Here is a 20,976-nt window from a genome sequence, read left to right on the forward strand (position 1 = left end):
ATGAGCGACACTGCGGCGTTGCTTAATACGGTCATCGAGGCCCTGTCCAGTGAACTGCCGTTCGATGGCCTAGCGCGTATTCTCTGGATCGGCGACCCTGCGACTCCGGCCACGCTGATCTCGATTTCGCCCACACCCCACAAGCCCTGGGTCGTCGCGGGCGAAGAGGTCCTCGCATGGCTTGAGCGCGGCGCTGCGCGATGCACCCAGTTCAAACTGCCTGCGTACATGCTGCGGGTAGAAGAGGAAATCTCGCTATCCGACAGGAAATCGCGTGATCGCAACTGGAAACGTATCGCCGGTCTGGTCGAGACTGGCGTCCCGGGAGAAATATTCGCCGATGGGGCGATGGGCGCGCTCGTCGCCCGGCATGCTGCAGCAACGGAAATACAGCGCAAGACCCTCTACCGCTTGCTTTACCGGTACTGGATGTTCGGCCAGATCCGCAATGCGCTGTTGCCGAACTATGGGAACGCCGGTGGCCCCGGCAAAGATCGCGTATTCGCGCCCGGCAAACGTCCCGGACGGCCTCCTGTACACGTAGCTGCGAGTGACGAGCGCTGCGGGAAAATTCTTGGTGAGGACGACAAAGGTTTCATCCGGATCGGATACTCCCTCTACAGGAACAACGAAGTCGCGTCGGTAGTAGATGCGTATCACCGGACCCTGCGACGGTTCTACGTTGAAGAGCACGTGATGCCGGGCGCGTCGACGGACGACCTGACGCTCAAGCCCCTCCACCAATTGCCGAGCCTTCGGCAGTTCGGCTACTGGGGGAAGAAGGCATTTGATGATCTGGTGGTTCACCGGTCTCGCCTGGGCGAGCGGCGCTGGCAGAAGGATCATCGCGGATTGACCGGGCGGGCCAACGACGGCGTCTACGGGCCGGGGCACCGCTTCGAGATCGACGCGACCATCGCGGACATCTATCTGGTAAGCCGCTACAACCGGAACTGGGTTATCGGCCGTCCCGTCGTCTACGTTGTGATCGACGTTTTCTCTACTATGATCGTGGGCATCTTTGTCGGACTGGAAGGGCCAAGCTGGAACGGCGCACGCCACGCACTGTTCAACGCGTTTGCAGACAAGGTGGCGTTCTGCGATACATATGGCGTTGAAATCGAGCCATCGGCGTGGCCGTCGTACCATCTTCCCCATGAATTGATGGCAGACCGCGGCGAAATGCTCGGGCAGGCGGCCGAGGGCATCGTCTCGGGGCTGGGGATCGACATTGCGATTGCGCCTCCGTTCCGGCCAGATTGGAAATCGATCGTGGAAAGCCGGTTCCGTTTGCTGAACAAGACTGCCCAGATTCACTGGATTCCAGGCGCGGTCAGGCAGCGAATCGCCGAACGCGGCGAGCGCGACTACCGCCTCGACGCGATTCTCGATCTGGAAGAATTCACCCGCATCATGATCCGCAGTGTGCTCCATTACAACCATCACAGCCGCAGACCTGAAAGGCTGACGACCGACATGATCAGCGCGGCACTGGAACCGTCACCGGTCAATCTCTGGCGATGGGGAATGGACCACGGACTTTCCACACCGAATACGCAGCCGCAGGACCTCGTCTACCTGCACCTGCTGCCCCGCGACAATGCATCGGTCCAGCGTGGTGGCATCTGCTTCAAGGGCATGTATTACTCGTGCGCCCTCGCTATGGAGCAGAACTGGTTCGCCGCGGCACGCCGGGGCGGACGCCGCAGTGTAACAGTCTGGTACGACCCGAACGACACGACCCATGTGTGGCTTCAGGACCCGCAACGCAACTTCGTGCGCTGTGACCTGCTCGCATCAGAGGAGCGGGTCGCCCGGCGCCGTCTTGAGGAGGTTCTCGATATGCTTGGCATGACCGGCAAGCCAGCAACAGAAGACGCGTATGCCACGCTCAATGATCGGGTTCGCCTGGATGCACATATCGAGGCCACCGTGGAACAGGCTTGTATCGACAAACTCGCGGCGAAACCAGCCACGCCCCTCCCGGATAGCCGCCAGGTAGGCGATATCAGGATGCATCGGGCGTTCGAAAAAGCGGCCGAGCGTCAACACGCGAGTGACAGATCGCCGGTGGGTGGCAAGAGTCCGGTAGCCAGCCCCGCGCCTGCCGTGGCTACGCAAGGCGTTGTCGATACCTATGCTGGCGAACGCGGCGCCGAAGTGCTGGACCTGCTTGGGCGACTGCGCAACAGGAGCAACCGGACATGACGACACCTGCTCGCCTCGTTACCGCCGGATATGTCGAGTCGCCCATCGCACAGTATCAGGGTAATCCGCTCATCGAAGCCTTGCCATCAATCCGCGCAGAGGCGGATGCCGCAGCGGCCTTGGCAATGTTCCCGGAAGAACCGGGAAGTGAGGTCGGACTGTCGAAGGAAATCCGGCTGCACTGCATCGACCGGGTGCTGCAACTCGTTCAACCGCTGCAGATCCACCTTGAACTCGAATCTGCGCTGTCTTCGCTGATCCGTAGCGGATACGTCGGCCGCAATCCACTTGCGCACTCGACGTGGCGGCACATGTATGCGCTTGCCCTTGGCCAGACCTCCGAAAGCGGTTTCCGGTCCACAGCATCCACACTGAGCGTCGTGGGACTGAGCGGGATCGGCAAATCCACGGCACTGGAGTCGATTCTCCGACTCTATCCGCAGGCTATCCGTCACCAGCAGTACAGAGGCCGCGAGCTTGTTCAGGTGCAGATCCCCTGGCTGAAAATCGAATGTCCGTTCGATGGTTCGCTCACAGGGTTATGCCACGCTTTCTTTCGCGCCATTGACCGGGCGATTGGAGATGAGCGCTATGCCAAACGCTACCGGTCATTACGTGGGATCGTCCCGCTTGTTCACCAGATTGAACAGATCGCGAGTACTCATTTTGTCGGCGTGCTGATCATCGACGAACTGCAGCATCTACGTGTGGCGAAGACAGGCGGCAAGGAAAACATGCTGAACTTCTTTGTGAACCTCATCAACAGCATCGGCATACCGGTTGTGTTCGTGGGCACCAATTCAATGATCGACCTCTTCTCGGATGTGATGCGCAACGCAAGGCGTGCGACGGGGCTCGGGCTGAGCGACTTCAGACAGCCAGCGAGTGACGATCCGGCATGGGCGCTCCTGGTGGATGCTGCATGGCAGTATCAGTGGATTCGCCATGCGGAGCCACTTACCGCCGAACTGCGCAACGTGCTGTACGACCTGACGCAAGGTGTGACGGACATCCTGATCAAGCTGCTCGTGCTCGCCCAGCGGCACGCGATCCATACGGGCGAAGAACGCCTGACGGTCAGGCTGTTGCGCACCATCGCCGACACACGGATGCAGCTGCTAAAGCCCGCGCTCGACGCATTGCGTAGCGGCGACACGAAGCGCATGGCAAGATTCGAGGATCTGCTCCCACCCGACAGCCAGATCGCCGCGATGATGGGCGTGATCGACAGGGACGCGCGTGCGCCGTCACAGCTGTCGACGCTTCGCGATATGCGGCGACCGGTCGCTGCGAGCTCTGCGCGATCTTCGCCGGACGTGTGCGAAGTGACACGAAGTCCAGCGACCAGCATTACGAACGCTGGAGAGTGGATTCAGTCTGAAGCGCGCGCCATTGCCGTGCATGAAGCGCCGCGTGATGCATTACAAGACGCCGGATGGCTGCTGGAAGATGCTCTTGAATTCTCGACGGCATATGCTGCCTCATGACTTCGACGCCGGCACTCCTGTTTTTTGTTCCGTCGTTGCCTGACGAGACCCTCCAGTCGCGCGTTGTCCGACATCACGTGCTGTCGGGCAACCGGATAGAGGCAGAGACATTTCTGGACCTGTTCGACAGCATCCCGTTTGCGTTGGAGCAAATCGCGTCGCCGCCGATGCTGCATCTTGCGGATCGCATGGGTGACGGTTCGCCTGCGGCGCGGCAAAAGCTTCTGGAACAGAATACCCTCTGGCCGCTGTTCGAGCCATTTCTGGCCGATGGGCCACAGCCCATTACCACAGACATTGGCACCTTGGTGAGTCGACTACCTCGCCGCGTGGTCGGGCATCACGGGGAGGCGCGGTTGTGTCCGGCCTGCGTGAGAGAAGATGTCAATGCGTATGGCATGGGTTACTGGCACCGTGCCCACCATGTGCCAGGCGTCGGCGTGTGCTGGCGACACGGCGGGTGCCTGCTGTCGAGTTGCCCTCAATGTCGTCGCCCGTTCCAGTTTCGCGCACGCCTGCTGCGTCAACCGTGGCACGCTTGCCACTGTGGCTGGGACGTGGCAGGCGCGGAAGACACGAGTGCGTCGGACGTGCGGGGCATGCTTGATTACGCGCGTTTCGCCCACGATCTGCTTAACTACCCATTGGGTCAGGTAAGTCGCCTTCGCCTGCGTGTGGTGTATCAGAACCGTATGCGTGAATTGGGTTTTGGATGGGGATCGCAGATACAGGCGAAAGCGTTCCAGGAACACCTGATCGGAGAATTGGGTGACGCGTTTCTTTCCGCGGTAGATCCGGCATTTGCCTCAAAGAGGATGAGCTTCTGGATACGCCTGACAGGTGGCAATAACTCCACCTGGGATATGCCGATTACCCGGCACCTGCTGCTGGCGAAGTATCTTTTTGATACGCGAGACAGGTTTGCACTGGCCCTGCAACGTGTGTCCGATGAGGATGCAGTTCGCGGCACGAGGGCCGCTGAGTCCCAATCTGGGCGTTCCGTGGTGTCGCCTCCATCCACACCACGCGCGGCGCACCGGGGCCGCATACGCGAAGAGCTATCAAGAAATCCGAAAACGACGCTCGAAGACCTGTGGCGCCGAGCGAATCGCATCACGTCGTGGCTCTACGAGCATGACCGGAAATGGCTTGTTGAAACGCTCTCAGCGCCGGCAACGGACGGCGCGCGCCGAAGTTCGTCTGCGGAAACTGCGTCACCGGACGACGAGCGTTTTGCAGCGCACGTTGACACAGCCGCCACCGAGTTACTCACCCGGTCCGGCAAACCACAACAGGTAACGAAGGAGCGCCTGCTCGCAGCGCTCCCTGTGTCTGTCGCGGACACCCCCCGGCACCGCGAACGTTATCCACGCACACTCAAGCGGGTTACCGACAACCGGGAGTCGACGTGGCACTTCAGGGCAAGGCGGCTGTGGTGGGCATATGCGGTGCTGAGCGCACGGGGAGACGCACCACCGATGTTCGAAGCTGTCGTTCTGTCCGGTGTGGGGCTGTACGCCGCTCAGGCAATCATCGAATACTGCGGATGGGAAAATTTGTTACCACTGGCTGCAAATATCGATGTGCTGGAAAAACTGTCCGGAGCGGGAATTTCGATCAAATGGGAGGGGCCCCCTGCGTGGCGAGGTCAGGCAATCGGTGGGCGTGCGTATCAGCGCCGGAAATGAGTCAGATCTTCAAGCTCGACAGTCGGGCTATTCGCCATGCTACGCCGGTCCCGAAGCGGGGAACGGCACGTTCCGATGCCAAATGAATATGCGCCGACAAAAATATGTATATCGCATCGATGCGTTGGCTGGCGACGGGCACTCGCCGGCCATGACCGGTCACTGGCACTCAGTGCTGGAATCGTCGACAATCCGACGACGGAGCACCACTAGAAATTCCTTCGACACATGCGGAGAGTGCGAATGGAAGATGGGTTGATAGCAATCGACGTCGCGTGGAAGCACGATTTCGACGCGGAGCCAGTCCGTCTCGTGTCCGTCCTCGACCGGAATCGCTATGAGATTTGTAAACTTGAATTCTTTCGCGACGGGCGAGTTGGATTTGCAGACGAAAAGCGATCGGCGTTGGGGACACAACTCGGATTGCTGCCGGTGCCCTCATTGACCGAGATAAACGCCGACCCGCAGTTCGAAGCACGGGAAACGACGATAAAAGCGTTTGAAGTGCTGTGGTCTCGCCTTGTGACGTGACTGATCATCCCAGCTGATTGCGGCCACAACCGGTCGTTCGACATCTCAGGCTAGATCGTCGACAGGCAAATTCCGTGTGCCAAGCAGGAGAACTATGTCTCACTTGACTGATATTTTTGCAGACTGCAAATACCTTTATCTCGACCGGTTGTTTGAGCCCGCCGAAAACCAGCTAACTGTACGAATCCTTGAAGCAACTGACGGAGGACAAATACCAGAGGCACTTCTGAACTCGGAGCCGTTCAAACCCCTGAAGACTGCGCTTGCCGGAGGGTCGGCGATTGAGCATCGACCGGGATGCCGTGTCTTTGAGCTGACCTGGCGGAGCTATGTTGGCTATTCCGTCCTCAATGAAAGTTTCGCTTTGCCTGAGCCGGAAACGTCTACTCGCGTCGGACATCTATTTGTCGAATACATGTCATCGATGTACCTTGACTACCTCAAGAGAGCGTCGTGGGCCTGTGCGGACTACCCTGGTCCATATAGACACTGGGCCGCGCTGTGCCTGAATCATATTGTCGATATTGCGTCGGTTGATGAACCTGTTATCGGCGTCTCAACTGCGAGCGCGAACGAGAGCATCAAGCATGGAAGTTTCGCTGTGCCCTAAGGTGTCTGGTAGAGGCGTCGCGCGGGACCGGCCATGAAGAGTCAGTCGCTATCCGCAGGAAGATTGCTGCAATCGTGAGGTGTGGTGTACCTGCGAGCCGTGGTACAAGGTGTCCAGATATCCTCAAGAAACGAGCCTGGAGATTGCGTGCTACTTACATTTGAACCGCTATGGCGAGATTACGATGGCATGCTGGAACTTCGATTTTCTGTCCAAGCATCTGGATTCGCAGCGAAAATTAGCTTCTATGGCTGCCTGGAAACGATTGAGGCCTTCGGTTGTTCCCTGCGCGAATTTCCTCGATCACCCAAAGACGAAGTTGCTTTTGAAAGTGATTCGATAGCGCTTCGTGCATTTGTTTTTGATGGGGTTGGTCATTCGGCACTTGAGATCGAGTGTCAGAGAGTTGGTACACGTCTTGTAAGCGCCCACTCGCGGTTCGCGGTCGAGTTAGAGCCTGCAACAATCAATCGGCTTGGTTCGGAACTCGTGAATTGGACGTCATCGGGTATTGAGCAGCCTTTTGTGTTTACCTCCGAACAATGATAACAATGGGCCGCTAGCTAACGCGGTTTTGCGGCATATTCATCGTTCCATAGACTGAAAACAGCTTCCGGCCCGTAGTCCTCCTTCAGCTTTTCGCTCGCTTCCGCCAGAGACTCGGCAGCTATCGTCACTCGGAAGCCGGCAACCTCGGATTCTCTCGACCAAACTATCGCGTAATAGATTTTCATAGTCGCCCCGGCGTTTTACATCTCGGCAAAATCTTGGCATTTCGAACGGCCGCTGTCGAGACGTGCGATTGTCTCTTCAGGGTCGCACTCAGCCGTTCGCTCAGCATCGATGTTGTTTTGATTCATGCAAAGCGCATGAGGCGGTAGGCGGCCATAAAGAGACAATAGCTTCCCGAACACGAACGTCGGCTGATTGTACTAAACCAGTCCGTCACTCTCATGTCAGTGGTGCCTCATCAAAGGTTGAGGATACGTGCATCATTTGGGTAGAGGGGATCTCTGCTGAATCATGCAAAATAGTCGGCATCCGGGATGCGGGGGCCAGTTGTGGGCGTGAACTTTGACTTGAATGACTTGCAGGCGTTTCGCGCGGTGGTGGAGCTGGGAAGCTTCCGAAAGGCCGCGGAGGCGGTGAGCATATCCCAGCCAGCGTTGAGTCGCCGGATCGACAAGCTCGAGGAAGCGCTCGGCGTGCGTCTCTTCGAGCGCACCACGCGCAGCGTCACCCTCACCACCGTCGGTCGCGTGTTCGCCCAAAGCGCGGAGCAACTGCTCGATGATCTCGACGTCGCGCTGCTCGGCATTCGCGATGTTTCATCGAGCCGCCTGGGCCATGTGACGATCGCGTGCGTGCCTTCGGTGGCGTATTACTTTCTGCCGAGCGTTATCGCGAGCTATCATCGCCGCTTTCCACGCATCCGGGTCAAGCTGCTCGATTCGAGCGCCAACGAGGTGCTTGGCGCCGTCATCAGCGGCGAGGCCGATTTCGGCGTGAGCTTCATGGGCAGTCAGGAATCCGAGATCGAGTTCAAACTGCTGCTGCAGGAGCGGTTTGTTGCTGCCTGCCGCCGTGACCATCCGCTCGCACGCAAGAAGCGCGTGACCTGGGACGAGCTCTACGAACACGACTACGTCTCGGTCGACAAGACGTCCGGTAACCGCCTGTTGCTCGACCAGGCGCTCACCGCCGTGGCGCCGCGAGCACCGAGCGTTTGCGAGACCCGGCACGTCACGACCATGCTCGGGTTGATCGAGGCGGGGCTCGGCGTCGCCGCCGTGCCGTCGATGGCCATGCCCGGACATGACCACCCAATCCTCACTAGCGTGCCGCTCGTCGAGCCGGTGGTGAAACGACGCGTGGGAATCGTAAGACGGCGAGGACGGCCGCTCACACCGGCCGCACAGGAGTTTCACCGCACGATCATCGAGACGAAGCGCGCCGGCGTCGCACGCAACGATGCCGTGGACAACAGCGCGACGACGACCGCGAAAGCCAGAAGGAAGACCGCATCGTGAAGTTGGCTGAGACAAGCCTTCCCATACCTCTGCCTCAATGCGCGGAGACGGAATCTAGCCCGGTCGCTCTCACTTCGGGTTGCACATCGGGCGATGCGAGATAGTCGAGTAGCGCCTTCGCTTCCTTCGGATGCTGCGCGCCCACGGGAATGCCGCCGGCAAAACGCGTGACGGATTGCAGAGACTCGGGAATCTTGCCGACGAACGTGGTGCCATGGACGGGCAGCAATTCGCTCACCTGCTGGAAGCCGATTTCGTATTCGCCGTTCGCCACCACCGACGCCACGGGAATGCGCGGGATCATCTTCGCCTTCGACCTGACCTGATCCTCAATGCCGAGCTTGCTTAACAACTCTCGCTCGATATAGACGCCGCTCGCGCTGTCCGAATAGGCAATCGACTTCGCATGCAGCAAGGTCTGCCTGAGGCCTTCGGCCGAGCTGATGTCAGGCTTCGCCGCACCTTCACGCACGACCATGCCGATGCGCGAATCGGCCAGCTCGACCCGGGATCCGGGGATGACCTTGCCTTGCTTGATCAGATCGTCAAGTGCGTAGCCGACCATGATGACAACGTCCGCAGGTTCGCCGCGATCAAGCCTGTTGGGGATCGCTTCGGGCGATTTTCCCATCGAGGGGCCAAGCGCGGTGTCGAGCGTGTTGCCCGTTTGGGAAGCGAACCTCGGGCCGAGCACCCTGTACGCGGCGGTGAAGCCGCCCGAGCTCATGACGTGCAGGTCGGCAGCCTGTACGTTCGGCGCAGCGGCCGAGGTTGCGACGAGCGCTGCCGCGCAAAGTTTCAGAAGCAGGTTTCTCATGGTTGTGGTCGTACAGGGTTGCGATGGGTCCGGGGGAAGCACATCAGCGCGCTGGCGTCAGTGTCACTGCGCGGCGGCGATAGAGTGCGAACGTCGCCAAAAGGGCGCACGTCGCGGCGAGGCTCATCCAGTAGCCGGGTGCGGCCTTGTCGCCGGTCATATGAATGAGCGCCGTCGAGATCGCGGGCGTGAAACCTCCGAACACGGCCGTAGCGAGGCTGTAGGCGAGCGAGAAGCCGGCAACGCGTACCTGCGCCGGCATCACTTCCGTGAGCGCGACGACCATCGCCCCATTATAGATTCCGTACATGAACGAGAGCCAAAGGAGGACGAGCAGCATGTTCACGAAGCTTGGCGCGTGAGCGAGCAGCGACAGCGCCGGGTAGGCGGTCGCGATGGCGAGCACCGTCATGCCGACGAGGAGCGGCCGGCGGCCGATCCTGTCGGAGAGCGCGCCGCCGATCGGTAGCCACACAAAGTTCGACACGCCGACACACAGCGTCACGAGCAGACTGTCGGCGGTGCTAAGGTGCAGGACTGTCTTGCCGAAGGTCGGCGCGTAGACCGTGATGAGATAGAAGCTCGTGGTTGTCATCGCCACCAGCATCATGCCGGCGACGACGACAGCCCAGTTCTGGACCAGCGTGTCGAATACTTCCTTCATGCCCGGACGATGCTGGCGCGCCTTGAACTCCTGTGTTTCCTCCAGATTGCGACGCAGCATGAAGACAAACGGCACAATCATGCAGCCGACGAAGAACGGTACGCGCCAGCCCCACGCGGCGATGGCCCGTGCGCTCAGCCATTGGTTGAGCGCGAAGCCGAGGCCCGCGGCGACGACAATCGCGACCTGCTGGCTCGCGGACTGCCAGCTCGTGAAGAAGCCTTTTTGGCCGGGCGTGGCCAACTCGGCGAGATACACCGATACGCCGCCCAGTTCGGCGCCCGCCGAGAAGCCCTGTAGCAGCCGCCCGAGCAGCACGAGCGCGGGCGCGAGAAGTCCGATCGTCGCATAGCCCGGTACGAACGCGACCAGGATAGTGCCGCTCGCCATGATGGAAAGCGTGACGATGAGGCCCTTGCGGCGGCCGACGTCGTCGATATAGGCTCCAAGCACGATCGCGCCCAGCGGCCGCATCAGGAAGCCGGCGCCGAAGACCGCGAACGTCATCATCAACGAGGCGAACTCGCTCCTGGCGGGAAAGAAAACGTTGGCGATCTGCGTGGCGTAGAAGCCGAACAGGAAGAAGTCGAACTGTTCCAGGAAATTCCCGGCGGTTACACGGAAAACCGCGGCGGCCTTTGAATGAATGGTCGAAGGGCTAGACGACGGGTGCATCGAGGTGTCTCCTGAATTCCGGAATATGCGCGGCGTTCCGGTCGATCGCGGTTTTGGCAATGTTCGTCCGGAGCCAGCGAAACGATAAGTGCAAATTTCGGAACGATTGATGTTCTGTCGTTATCAATCGAGTCTGACGAAACCACAAAGCCTCGCAGCGCGAGCACGCGGCGGCGACCGCCAGAGGCCCTTTTTGTCACGCCACAAAGTGGCATGAGGAAGCGGCCGTGCGCGTGTCCATGCTGCGTCCGCGGCTCCGGTGGCAGTGCTCGTATCTTGACAAACGATCGAATGCTTTACCGGGAGTCGGCTTTGGAGCGCACATGAGACACTCGAGGGAAAGCGCTGAAGGTCGGTAACGGGCGGAACTCGGCCAAACTCGGACATTGGTGGCGGTAACGGGACCGGCCGCACCCCGACCAGAACCAGTCGCTCAGCCTCTGCACCCGATTCGAGCTGGGGGGTGTTCGATGTCAGGTTGATCCCGCTCGCAGTATTCGCTTTTAGGTCAAGATCTTCTCGGAATCAGCCAATGGCGCACAATGCGACTCGACGGCTCAGCGTACATTCGCGCGATGAATACGCTCAGACGGGTAGAAAGCAACAGATAGCCGACCAGAACCACCAGTTTCTCGTCACCCGCCACGCCGGAAGGCGGGAAAATCGTGCGCAGCAGGCCCAGCACGATAAGGTGAAACAGATAGAGTTCATAGCTAAGCCTGCCGAACCCTTCTAGCACTGTGGACACACGCGTGCCTCGTACTTTTGATTCGTCCAGCCGATCACTCGCGCCCAGTAGCAAAACCGCAGTGCCGAAGGCCATTGCCGTGACACCGAACACGTTGCTTTCGCGGATCGGCCAGTACAGATAGACAAACGTCATGGCCAGCGCCGTCGGCCACGCCAGCACGCTCCACGCGCGGCCACGCCACACGTCGCGTCTTGCTAGCAGCGCCGCGCAACATCCGGTGGCGATTGCGTCGAAGCATGCGAAATACGCGTAGAGATAGCCACCCTCGTCGCCTTGGTGCAAGAAACGGTAAGCCGGACCAACGAAAATGCATGCGAGCCAGAAAGCAACGAGCTGCGCCTCCCTGCGAAACGCGAGACAAAGCAGAGGAAACGAGAGGTAGAACACCTCCTCGACGGAAAGCGACCACAACACGCCGAGTGCATAGTTGGTCCATCCGTGCGTACCGATGAGCATGTTCATCCAGAACGTCAACGAAGCCAGGTTCACAAGCCAAAATGAAACCGGCGTGCCGGCCGGCGAGTGGTTCTGGAAGATGGCAATGCCAGCCATTGCAAGCGCGTTCACCACAGCCAGCAGCAGCAACAGGCACGGAACGATGCGCGCGATGCGCAAGCCGTAGAACACCCTGACATCAACATGACCGAGTTCGGACCAGCGGCGAGTTGCGTTCGCCGTTATCAGATATCCCGAGATCACAAAAAACATCGTGACGCCATAGTTGCCGTTTCGTGCAACAGCCCGGACCGCTTCCCAGCCGAATACGCGCGACAGAAAAGTGTCGTCGAGCCGATAGGCGATATTGAAGTGGTGAAACAGTACGAGCAGGATGGAAACGCCACGGAGTAAATCGATCTTCCGGTTTCGCGTGGGGGCCTCGGTCATGCCGCGCTCGTGGCCCACTGCACGAACGCCGTGCCCGCTGCGCGCAAAACGGCCTCGCGCGCTTCCATGCTGACGCCAGGCGCATCGTAGTAGGCAGCAACGAGCAACGGCGCGCGCCCGGGCGGGCGCACGAGCGCGTAGTCGTTGGTCTCGCTTTCGACGCTGGTGCCGGGCCGGTCGGCGGCCCGCCAACCTGCGGGCAGCACGGCGCGAATCCGGTTGAGCCCCGGCTTGCAGTCGGCCATGCCGCGCTCCAGTTGTGCGCGAGAACTGGCGCTCAGGGCATCACCAAGCAGAAGGCGCTGCGCCGTGGTGGCGATGGCCTTCGGCGTCGTGGTGTCGAGCACGCCGCGATAGCGGTTCGACTCGGGCTCATAGCGGTCCGAGCGCGTGACTGTATCGCCGAGTCCGCGCACGAACCGGGTCAACGCCGCGGGACCACCGGCGCTGCGCATCAACAGGATAGCGGCCGTGTTGTCGCTCTCCACGAGGACTGCCCGGCAGAGCGCGTCGATCGACAACGCACCCCGCGCGACGTTGGCCTTGGTCACAGGCGACGTGAAAATAAGATCCTTCTCCGTGTAGTGAACGAGCCGATCGAGCCGCTCTGCGCCGCCATCGACGCGGGCCAGTATCTGCGCTGCGAGCAATCCCTTGAACGTGCTGCACATCAGGAAGCGTTCTTCGGCGCGGTGGCTCAGTGTGCGGCCCGAGCCGGTATCGATCGCAAACACACCGAGGCGGCCTCCATTGCGCCGCTCGATATCGGAGAATGGTGAATCGGCTGCACGCAATGCGGGAGCCACGCCCATGCCGGCGAGCAGCGGTAAACCAATCAACAGCTTTCGACGCGTGATCGAGTGAGTCAAGGTCAGGTCCACTTGGACAGAGTGAGGAAACGCGGTGAGCGCGCCGAACGTCAAGCCAGCTTGTGGGCGAGCAGGAGGCGACGGATGTTGATCGCGTCGCGCGCAGGGAACGCAGCCGGCCCGGCGTCCAGAAACACCATCGTGACGCTGTCCCGAACCGAGCGCAGCCGCATGATCAGGCAACGTCCGGCCGCGTCGGTATAGCCGGTCTTCGACAAGGCAATGTCCCAGCCCTTTTGCCCGACGAGCGGATTCGTGTTCTGGTACTCGACGAGCTTGCCGTCGATCGGGACGACGCTGCGGGGGGTAGCCGTGGCGCGCGCGATCGCAGGATAGCGGGCCGCCGCGTTCACCATGACCGAGACGTCGCTTGCCGTCGACGTGTTGAGCGGCGAGAGGCCGGTTGGCTCTTCGATCGTCGTGTGCTTCAGGCCGAGCGCAGCAATCTTGGCTCGCATCGCGGCCTGGAACGCCGGGTAGCCGCCGGGATAGTCATGCGCCAGCGCATATGCCGCGCTGTTATTCGACGACATCAGAGCGAGTTGCAGCACTACATGAAGGGGCAGACTTGCGCCGACCGGCAATCCCGTGCGGCTGGGCCGCAATGCTTCGGCGTCGCTGGCGTCGATGCGAATGGTCCGGTTCATATCGGGCCGGGCATCGAGCACGACCATGGCGGTCATCAACTTCGTCAACGATGCGATCGGCACGATATCGTCCGGGCGCTTCTGGAACAGGACATGACCGGATTTGTCGTCGATCACCACGACGTGGCTCGATGCGAGCAACCCGGCAGGCACGATGCCCGCCGCGGGTTGCGACACGGGCACCTGCCACAGTGTCTGCGCCGTCACGCACAACGCGACGAAGCAAACCGTGATGGCCGGGACGCACGCGACCCAGTGCGGCGAGGGCGGGACGGGGTGGCAGAGGCGTTTGATGCGGTCCAGCAACTGGCCGCCCCGCGCCGATTGCGCGACTCGCGCGTATCCGGCACTCGACGATTGAAGCGCGTCGAGCTCCTCGAGCGCAAGCGCCAAACGCCGAGGGTTTTGAATGAGCGTGCCGGCTATTTGATCGGCGACGCATTCCCGCTCGATACGAATCCGGTGCGACAGCCACCACACTGCCGGATGAAAAAACAGCAGCGCCTCGATCACGCTTTGCAGCAGATTGACCAGATAGTCGGCGCGCTTGATATGCGCGATTTCGTGGGCAAGCACCGCTTCGAGCAGATCGGGTGGCATGCGCGTCAGCAACGCAGCCGGAACAAGCACGAGCGGTCGCCACCAGCCGATCGTCAGCGGGCTTGCGAGATGCGTTGCCACGCACAGCGTCACCGGACGCGACAGCCCGCAACGCACGGCAAGCGCCGACATGTAGTCCTGCCACCGGGGATCTGGCCAAGCGGGAAACGCGTGTCCGATCCGACGTACCCACAGCAAGCCGGCGGTCAGCCGGCACGACATGGCGGCGACACCGACCAGCCATGCCGCAACCAGCCAGGGCAGGACGTTCTCAATCGTGAATGTATCGCGTGTGTGCTTCGTTGGCACGATGAGAGAATCGGTCGCGCGAAACCAGCCAGATGGCCGCGACGCCGCTTCGATACCGCGGTACGCATCGAGCACTGGTATCGCGAGACACAAAAGAAGCGAAAGGCAGAGGAGCGCATAGCGACGTTGCGGACTGGCGTTACGCATTAGCCGCAACGAGAGCGCCGTTGCCACGCCGATCAAGGCACCCTTCCATGCGAAGCAAATGAGCGCCCAGCCCAATGCCTGAACAAGCGTCCAGGCAAATGGGCTCATCGCTTATCTCCATGGAGAAATTTGCGAATTTCCTCGCGTTCCTCCTGACTAACGTGCTTGCGCAAAGCGGCCATGACAAGTGCCTTGCCCGAACCCGAGAACGCCTTGTGGATCAGTTCCTTCAGCAGGCTGGTTTGCAGCATGTTCTGGCTTTGCGCGGGCGCGTAGACGTGGGAACGCTCACTTTCGTCGCGCGTAAGTAGCCCCTTCGCATGCATGACCTGCATCTGGCGCAATACGCTGGCATAGGTAACGTCCGCACGTTCCTCATGCATGGCCTGATGGACCTGCTTGACGGTGGCGGAGCCGATTGGCCATAGAACCCGCAGGAGTTCGAGTTCAGCCGCAGTCGGCCTGGTCGCGGCAGTAGCTTTGGTCATGACGACACCTTCGAGCAGAGACGGGATGACGTAGAGTAACTTGTCTAGACCAAATTGTCTACGCAGACGTGGTCGTGTCCTCACGGAGATCTTTGCCCAATCGGCGATTCGTTGTACCCTCGCCATTCGTTCGGCGATTTCAATCCAAGCCTCACGTTTTCCGCAAAGTCGTCGTAAACCCGCTTACAGGACAAAGAGAGAGGAACGAATGAGCGCGCCAATTACGTTGGCAAATTCGAACCCGGTGGCATTGGGCCAAAGCCAACTCCCGCTGGGTTCTCCCGGGTTGATGCAGTCTTCGCCAGCCACGCAAGCGTCGCCGACGCAAGTTGCTGTGACTGTCGTTGACCCGTCTGTGACAGCGGCTCGCGTTGCAAAGTATCTGGATGCTTTGGGCGCCCCGTTGAAAATGGGAAACGACGCGCGGAACATCGCTAACGCCCTGACGTCCACAATGCAGTCAGTCCTGTCGCAGAGGCCGGACCTCGCCAATGCCCACTTTGATTTCCATTCGAGCAACGGCTCGATCGAGGTCACGTCCAAGGACCTTGGCGCAAACGATATAGCGTGGCTTCAAGGCATGCTTAACGGAAACGCTTCACTCGTCGCTTCGGTTAACGCTTTTCATAGTGACGCGGTGAGCGGCTATGCAAAGTGGTCTGAAGCGGATGGAACGCCGCTCACCGCATCCCAGTCCGACGCGGTTAGCGAGAAAGCGGACGCGCTCGGAGGGTTTATGTCGCTTTTCCAGTCGCTTGGGCAGGATGCGCAAAAATATCAGATGAAGGACGGCGATTACAAGCTGGCCGACGGGAGCAAGATGGATCTCGGCCAGGATCCGACCACCGCAGCGGGCTTTTTGCTGTTCGCGAAGAATGCGCAGGCTGCTGAAAATGGTACGTCGACCTTCGTTTCGACATCGGGCAATACGCTTTTCGGCGGCCGGATGAGTGTCTTTCAGAATACTTCGGTGATCCCGAATTTCTTTCCGCCTTCTGGGACCAAGTCATTGGGATTTTCACAGACGGCCTGAGCATCGCGGCCCACGCATCGAGGTAGGCATCTCATCTATGATGTTGCACGGACAACCGAGGGGCGCTTTGACCTTTTGGTAACGGCCCTTGGTTACCCGCTCGATTGAAGCCTATCGGGCCCGCTCCTGGTTCCAGAAAAGATGGTTCTCGAAGCTGATTGTCGCTCGATAAGGAAATGAGACGACGTGAAGAGACGTTGCCTGCTAAAGGGTGTTGCCGCTCTGCCATTGCTTCCCACCGCCACTATCTTTGCGGACGTGGCTCCGGTCGTGGCTGGAACACACCGCATCCGGCCTGTGATCCTGCGTGGCCAGAAGCAGAACAGTGGCAGGCGCTGAGTCGCGCAGTTGGAGGAAGTTTGTTGCGTCCCGCAACCATCTGGCAGATCTGTGCCGAAACGCCGGGCGCGCCCGATTGTCTTGCTCGCCTCAAAGAGGCGCGAAATCCGATCGCGCTCGGCGACGATCCTGGCGGCACCCAGATCTCAGGTTGGCTCGACGGATGGACGCCCCGTGCGAGCGCCTACGCAGTGGCCGCCCGTTCTACGGCGGACGTGGTTTCCGGCATCGATTTCGTCCGCCGACATAATCTGCGTCTGGTGGTGAAAGGCGGCGGGCATAGTTACCTGGGCGCCGAGCGAATAAAAAGCGGGTTAGCATTACTGCCAGAGCCGCACGGGCATGGAGTGGGCCATGCCCTGGGCGATTTCGACACTCTCTCTTTCCAAACACGAGAGCGATCGGCTTTGCGAGTCTCCTTGGTTCATCTACGCGCTGAGCTTAGACATTAGGTCTTGCTCCGTTGCGATGAACCATACTGACTTCCCACTGTTCGATTCGAGAACGAACTCGCGGAACGCATTGCTGCGTGCAAGCCATTCGTCAATGTTGCCAACCACAGCGATCCTGATACCGTAGTTCATCAGCTTTTGCAGGAAAGCGCCGGCAAAACCACTGTCGAGCCGGTAGAATTCGTGATGCAAGGATTGCGCGCGGACAACGAGATAGTCCGCCCGATGCCGTCGCGCCAACATGATAAGGTCCAACGCGTCGTGCTCCTGCTTGACGGGACTCGCGCATTCGCTCTGGATGAGTACGCGGTGGCTGCCGATCAGCGTCAGACGATAGTCCACGTTTGATTACCCCGTCGGATGAAGAAACCTAAGCAGGCTTTCGCGCTGCCCGCGGATGAAATGGTATTGATCGGCAAGATATCGAACCTCTACCTTCGGTGCGACTTGCCTGAGACGTCGGACCGTGTCGCTCGAGTCGAGCATCACGTCGCGCCCGCCGACAATGACGAGCATAGGGACACACAGCGTTTGAAGCACATCGTCGCCAAACACGGGGATAACTTCGAGGCGCGGACGGAAACCGTGGTCGATTGCCTCCATGAGCGAGGCGGCGTCGCGTTCTGCTGGCGTGGATACAGGCGGAAGACGGCCGAGTACACGTTCTCGGACATACGCGCGCCCGATGCCGCCAAGAAGCAAAAGTGGCAACGCCCACCACAGGAAGCGCTTTTGCCTGCCAATGCCTGGCGGACAAAGCAGCGCGAGGCGCGACACGCGGGCCGGCTGGCGGGACGCGAAATCGAGCGCAAACCAGGCGCCAAGAGAAATACCGACGAATGCGGCTTGTTCGACTCCCAGACCGTCGAGCACGTCGCTCAGCCATTGCGCATGCAAACCGCCTGCAAGCGGGAGACGCGAAGGCGCGCTTGGCCCCGCTTCTCCGATCACGTCTATCGCGTAGAGACGCAAATGTCTGGACCAATCGACCGCACAGTGTTGCCAACTTGCCGCAGTCGTCTGAGACCCGTGGATTAGGACAACGGGCGGAGCCGATTCGGGGCCGCAGACGACGACATGCGTAACGCCATGGCGCGTCGGGATGTTGATACGCGAATGTGAGTCCGGCCAGTGCGAAAGCGCTGCTTCATACGCGGTCTGGATCAATTGCGCTTGACGCGCAGACCGATAGATCGCATTCATGTTTCAGCTTGGGCCACGATAGTTTCGAGCGCGGACATCAACGACGCCGTGTCGCCAGGTGTGGCCGCGATGATGATCTTGATCTGGCTCGATACGGGATCAAAAGCGACATCGACGCGTAGAGGATCATGATATGACCCTCGACTCAATGTCATCGCGTGCAGTGATTTCGACAGGTATTGTTGCATCGATGGAGACCCTTCAGGGATGTCGACGATGCTCGTAACGCGCACTATACGCGGCGCGTCCGATACGGGTCGTATTCGCACGAATTCGAGCAAATCAGCATTGAGGATGCGATAAGCGCGACCCACCCGGGTCGCGCGCAACTTGCCTTCGCGAATGAATCGCAGGACGGTCTTCGGGTGTATTCGAAGGGACGCAGCGACGTCTTCAACGGTATGGAACATGGCGGCCCAAAGAAGCGTTCATATTCCCTATTATTCCATGATTAACGTCACAACAGGGAATAATGTGGGCGGGAAGCCCGAACGAAAGGCCGTGTCACGTGTGAGCTAAAGTCAGTTCGCGGAGCGCGCCGTGCGCATCGGAACCTTGAGCGACTGTTCTTTAGGTGCCTCGAGACATACGAGCAGCGACCTTGACCGACGGCTTCGGGTCGTTTATGCCCTTTGCATGAAAGGCCGTGCCCGCGGCGATCACCGCGCTCGGCCGTGGGGCGCTAGCCGGCCAGGAGCGGACCTTCGACGGTGCGGTCCTAATCGACGACATACATGACCTTAGTCGGCTATCGGTACTCATATGCCAATGATTACCTGCCGATTTTGTTCGCAGATGCGCCGCACAGCCTCGATATCGTGCGGCGTCGGCAGCTCAGCCATCGCGCGAAAGAATGCGTCATGACCTGCCGGCGCGGATATCAGCAGCATGCGCGCGTCGGTGTCCGCCCGATTGGCGAAGCCGTGCACGTCGCCGCGCGCGACCGTAGCGACTGCTCCCGCGGATATTGTCTGGACGGTCTCGCCGATCTGGAACTCGAGCGAGCCCTCCAGGACCACAAAGGTCTTCTCCTCGTCGAGTGAGCGATGCGCAGGTGCGCCGCCGCATGTTCCAATTCGCATTTCCATCACAGTGTATGGAGCGCCGATATCGCCCGTCTCTGTGTCGACCCTCCCGGCGATAACTCGGGTCTGCATGTTGGCGAAGGACAGTACTACGGCGGGCGTGAAGATGGCGGATTTCATGGAAGTCGTGACGAGTGGTGAGAAGCGCCAGTCTGCGCCCTCGCGGAGCCTTCGATAAGACCGCTAGAATGGCGGCTTCCGCCAACGGGATGGACAATGGATATCAATGGCTCGCTGGCTTTCGTAGCCGTAGTAGATTGCGGCTCTTTCGCCGCCGCCGCGCGCGAGCTAGGTGTGCCGCGCTCGACCGTCAGTGCCCGCGTTGCCGCATTGGAAGCGCGACTCGGAGTGCGTCTGCTGCGACGCTCGACCCGCCGGATTGCACTTACAGACGAAGGCGAGGCATGGCACGCCAGCGTTGCGAGTGCCATTGCGACATTGCGCGCCGCCGAGCAACGCGGCCTCACCCGAGGCGAGAAGCTGTCTGGCACGATCCGCCTGAGCGTGCCGCTCGACTTCCCCGACACCGTGCTAGCCGATGCCATCTCCGCCTTCCTCGACAGCCACCCGCGAGTGCGCGTCGAGGTACACGCCACCAACGAGGTAGTGGATTTCGTCGGTGACAAGTTTGATCTCGCGATACGCGGAGGCAAGCCGGGGAGCAGCGATGCAGTCGCCCGGCGCATCGCCAGTTTCCGCATGGCCGCGTTTGCCAGCCCGGCATGGCTCGCAAGACGCGGCGTTGGTGATCGCGCTGACCACGCGATGTCAGTGCCCGATTCATTCGCGCAACTCGACTTGCTCGCTTTTTCCCCCAGCGACGATCGTACCGCAGGCGCGCAGGCGAGGGTCGTGGCGAACAGCTTTGGTTTGCTGAAGCAAATGGCGATACGCGGCAGGGGTGTGGCGACCTTGCCCGCGCATCTGTGCGCGGACGCGATTGCCGCCGGCACTCTCGTCGAGATTGACCCACCCTTGCAGGACGCCACGCAACAGGGTCTCTACCTCGTTTACCCATCGCGGGGTGACATGAGCGCCCGAGCGCGCGCTTTCGCGCAACACCTTGGCGATACGCTGGAACGAAACGCGGTGGCAGGGCGAGGCAACCGCTAGGGGCGGTTGGGACGACAACGCGGAACTTGCACCCCGGGCACTGTCAGGTTGCTGGAGGTGTGGCAGTAGAATGAAGCGATGAAGAAGACGAAATCGCTTTATCACGGCCATCGCTTCCCCGCTATCGTCATCAGCTGCGCCGTTCGCTGGTACTTCCGGTTCAGCCTGAGCCTGCGCGACATCGAAGAGTTGTTGCTCGAGCGTGGCGTCGTGGTCACATACGAAACCATCCGTTGCTGGTGCGACAAGTTCGGCGCTGGATTCGCTAAGTGCGCCAAGGCGGCGCGGCGCAAGCCAGCCAACACCTGGCATTTAGACGAGATGTTCGTGACGCTACGCGGCGAG

Annotated in this window: 19 protein-coding genes and 1 pseudogene; 10 read left to right on the forward strand and 10 right to left on the reverse strand. The window is 60.3% G+C overall.

Annotation, left to right across the window (positions count from 1 at the left end; translation table 11 throughout):
* From BMY06_RS31930 to BMY06_RS31950, 7 genes are all read left to right on the forward strand, one after another.
* Positions 1-2,208 carry a Mu transposase C-terminal domain-containing protein gene (locus tag BMY06_RS31930; RefSeq protein ID WP_074987093.1) on the forward strand — a complete coding sequence of 736 codons (2,208 nt, stop codon included), beginning with the start codon at positions 1-3 and terminating at the stop codon, positions 2,206-2,208.
* Positions 2,205-3,695, forward strand: coding sequence for an ATP-binding protein (locus BMY06_RS31935; RefSeq protein ID WP_074987094.1), 1,491 nt, complete (start codon positions 2,205-2,207; stop codon positions 3,693-3,695). Before BMY06_RS31930 ends, BMY06_RS31935 begins: the two co-directional genes overlap by 4 nt.
* A complete protein-coding gene (locus tag BMY06_RS31940; protein ID WP_074987095.1) occupies positions 3,692-5,383 on the forward strand; it encodes a TnsD family Tn7-like transposition protein in 1,692 nt (563 codons plus the stop codon). Before BMY06_RS31935 ends, BMY06_RS31940 begins: the two co-directional genes overlap by 4 nt.
* A gap of 243 nt (positions 5,384-5,626) precedes the next feature.
* Positions 5,627-5,914: a DUF6881 domain-containing protein gene (locus BMY06_RS31945; RefSeq protein WP_074987096.1), complete on the forward strand. Its 288-nt coding sequence runs from the start codon at positions 5,627-5,629 to the stop codon at positions 5,912-5,914.
* 94 nt (positions 5,915-6,008) lie between these two features.
* The gene (locus tag BMY06_RS39140) at positions 6,009-6,524 is read left to right on the forward strand and encodes a hypothetical protein (protein WP_124263227.1); all 516 of its coding nucleotides are present in this window, start codon (positions 6,009-6,011) and stop codon (positions 6,522-6,524) included.
* A 147-nt stretch (positions 6,525-6,671) separates the two neighbouring features.
* Positions 6,672-7,070, forward strand: coding sequence for a hypothetical protein (locus BMY06_RS39145; protein ID WP_124263226.1), 399 nt, complete (start codon positions 6,672-6,674; stop codon positions 7,068-7,070).
* 515 nt (positions 7,071-7,585) lie between these two features.
* The gene (locus BMY06_RS31950) at positions 7,586-8,554 is read left to right on the forward strand and encodes a LysR family transcriptional regulator (protein WP_074987097.1); all 969 of its coding nucleotides are present in this window, start codon (positions 7,586-7,588) and stop codon (positions 8,552-8,554) included.
* Positions 8,555-8,588: 34 nt separating this feature from the next.
* On the opposite strand, the gene BMY06_RS31955 is transcribed toward BMY06_RS31950, so the two are convergent.
* The 6 genes from BMY06_RS31955 to BMY06_RS31980 form a co-directional block, all read right to left on the reverse strand.
* On the reverse strand, positions 8,589-9,371 hold the full coding sequence (locus tag BMY06_RS31955) for a substrate-binding domain-containing protein (protein ID WP_074987098.1): 783 nt from the start codon (positions 9,369-9,371) through the stop codon (positions 8,589-8,591).
* 43 nt (positions 9,372-9,414) lie between these two features.
* Positions 9,415-10,710: an MFS transporter gene (tcuC, locus tag BMY06_RS31960; protein WP_074987099.1), complete on the reverse strand. Its 1,296-nt coding sequence runs from the start codon at positions 10,708-10,710 to the stop codon at positions 9,415-9,417.
* A gap of 508 nt (positions 10,711-11,218) precedes the next feature.
* Positions 11,219-12,346, reverse strand: a complete 1,128-nt coding sequence (locus BMY06_RS31965) for an acyltransferase family protein (RefSeq protein WP_074987100.1) — start codon at positions 12,344-12,346, stop codon at positions 11,219-11,221.
* A complete protein-coding gene (gene bla / locus BMY06_RS31970) occupies positions 12,343-13,215 on the reverse strand; it encodes a class A beta-lactamase (RefSeq protein ID WP_244144426.1) in 873 nt (290 codons plus the stop codon). Before bla ends, BMY06_RS31965 begins: the two co-directional genes overlap by 4 nt.
* Positions 13,216-13,265: 50 nt before the next feature.
* Positions 13,266-15,026 carry a M56 family metallopeptidase gene (locus BMY06_RS31975; protein ID WP_080180110.1) on the reverse strand — a complete coding sequence of 587 codons (1,761 nt, stop codon included), beginning with the start codon at positions 15,024-15,026 and terminating at the stop codon, positions 13,266-13,268.
* Positions 15,023-15,406 carry a BlaI/MecI/CopY family transcriptional regulator gene (locus tag BMY06_RS31980; RefSeq protein WP_074987102.1) on the reverse strand — a complete coding sequence of 128 codons (384 nt, stop codon included), beginning with the start codon at positions 15,404-15,406 and terminating at the stop codon, positions 15,023-15,025. Before BMY06_RS31980 ends, BMY06_RS31975 begins: the two co-directional genes overlap by 4 nt.
* 208 nt (positions 15,407-15,614) lie before the next feature.
* Between BMY06_RS31980 and BMY06_RS31985 the strand changes: the two genes are divergently transcribed.
* Positions 15,615-16,439 carry a hypothetical protein gene (locus BMY06_RS31985; protein WP_124263225.1) on the forward strand — a complete coding sequence of 275 codons (825 nt, stop codon included), beginning with the start codon at positions 15,615-15,617 and terminating at the stop codon, positions 16,437-16,439.
* Between the two features lie 767 nt (positions 16,440-17,206).
* Here the strand turns inward: BMY06_RS31985 and BMY06_RS40340 are convergent.
* From BMY06_RS40340 to BMY06_RS32005, 4 genes are all read right to left on the reverse strand, one after another.
* A complete protein-coding gene (locus BMY06_RS40340) occupies positions 17,207-17,572 on the reverse strand; it encodes a DUF4180 domain-containing protein (protein WP_237182040.1) in 366 nt (121 codons plus the stop codon).
* Between the two features lie 6 nt (positions 17,573-17,578).
* Positions 17,579-18,433: an alpha/beta fold hydrolase gene (locus BMY06_RS31995; RefSeq protein WP_237182041.1), complete on the reverse strand. Its 855-nt coding sequence runs from the start codon at positions 18,431-18,433 to the stop codon at positions 17,579-17,581.
* Positions 18,430-18,843 carry a helix-turn-helix domain-containing protein gene (locus BMY06_RS32000; RefSeq protein WP_074987104.1) on the reverse strand — a complete coding sequence of 138 codons (414 nt, stop codon included), beginning with the start codon at positions 18,841-18,843 and terminating at the stop codon, positions 18,430-18,432. The genes BMY06_RS31995 and BMY06_RS32000 overlap by 4 nt, the downstream gene beginning before the upstream one ends.
* Before the next feature lie 348 nt (positions 18,844-19,191).
* Positions 19,192-19,638 carry a cupin domain-containing protein gene (locus BMY06_RS32005; protein ID WP_074987105.1) on the reverse strand — a complete coding sequence of 149 codons (447 nt, stop codon included), beginning with the start codon at positions 19,636-19,638 and terminating at the stop codon, positions 19,192-19,194.
* A 96-nt stretch (positions 19,639-19,734) separates the two neighbouring features.
* Between BMY06_RS32005 and BMY06_RS32010 the strand changes: the two genes are divergently transcribed.
* Together BMY06_RS32010 and BMY06_RS32015 are read left to right on the forward strand one after the other, a co-directional pair.
* Positions 19,735-20,631, forward strand: coding sequence for a LysR family transcriptional regulator (locus tag BMY06_RS32010; RefSeq protein ID WP_074987106.1), 897 nt, complete (start codon positions 19,735-19,737; stop codon positions 20,629-20,631).
* A gap of 78 nt (positions 20,632-20,709) precedes the next feature.
* Positions 20,710-20,976: pseudogene (locus BMY06_RS32015) on the forward strand (IS6 family transposase); the annotation flags it as partial.

Origin of the sequence: Paraburkholderia tropica, assembly GCF_900109265.1 — a bacterium.
Taxonomy (GTDB): Bacteria; Pseudomonadota; Gammaproteobacteria; order Burkholderiales; family Burkholderiaceae; genus Paraburkholderia; species Paraburkholderia tropica.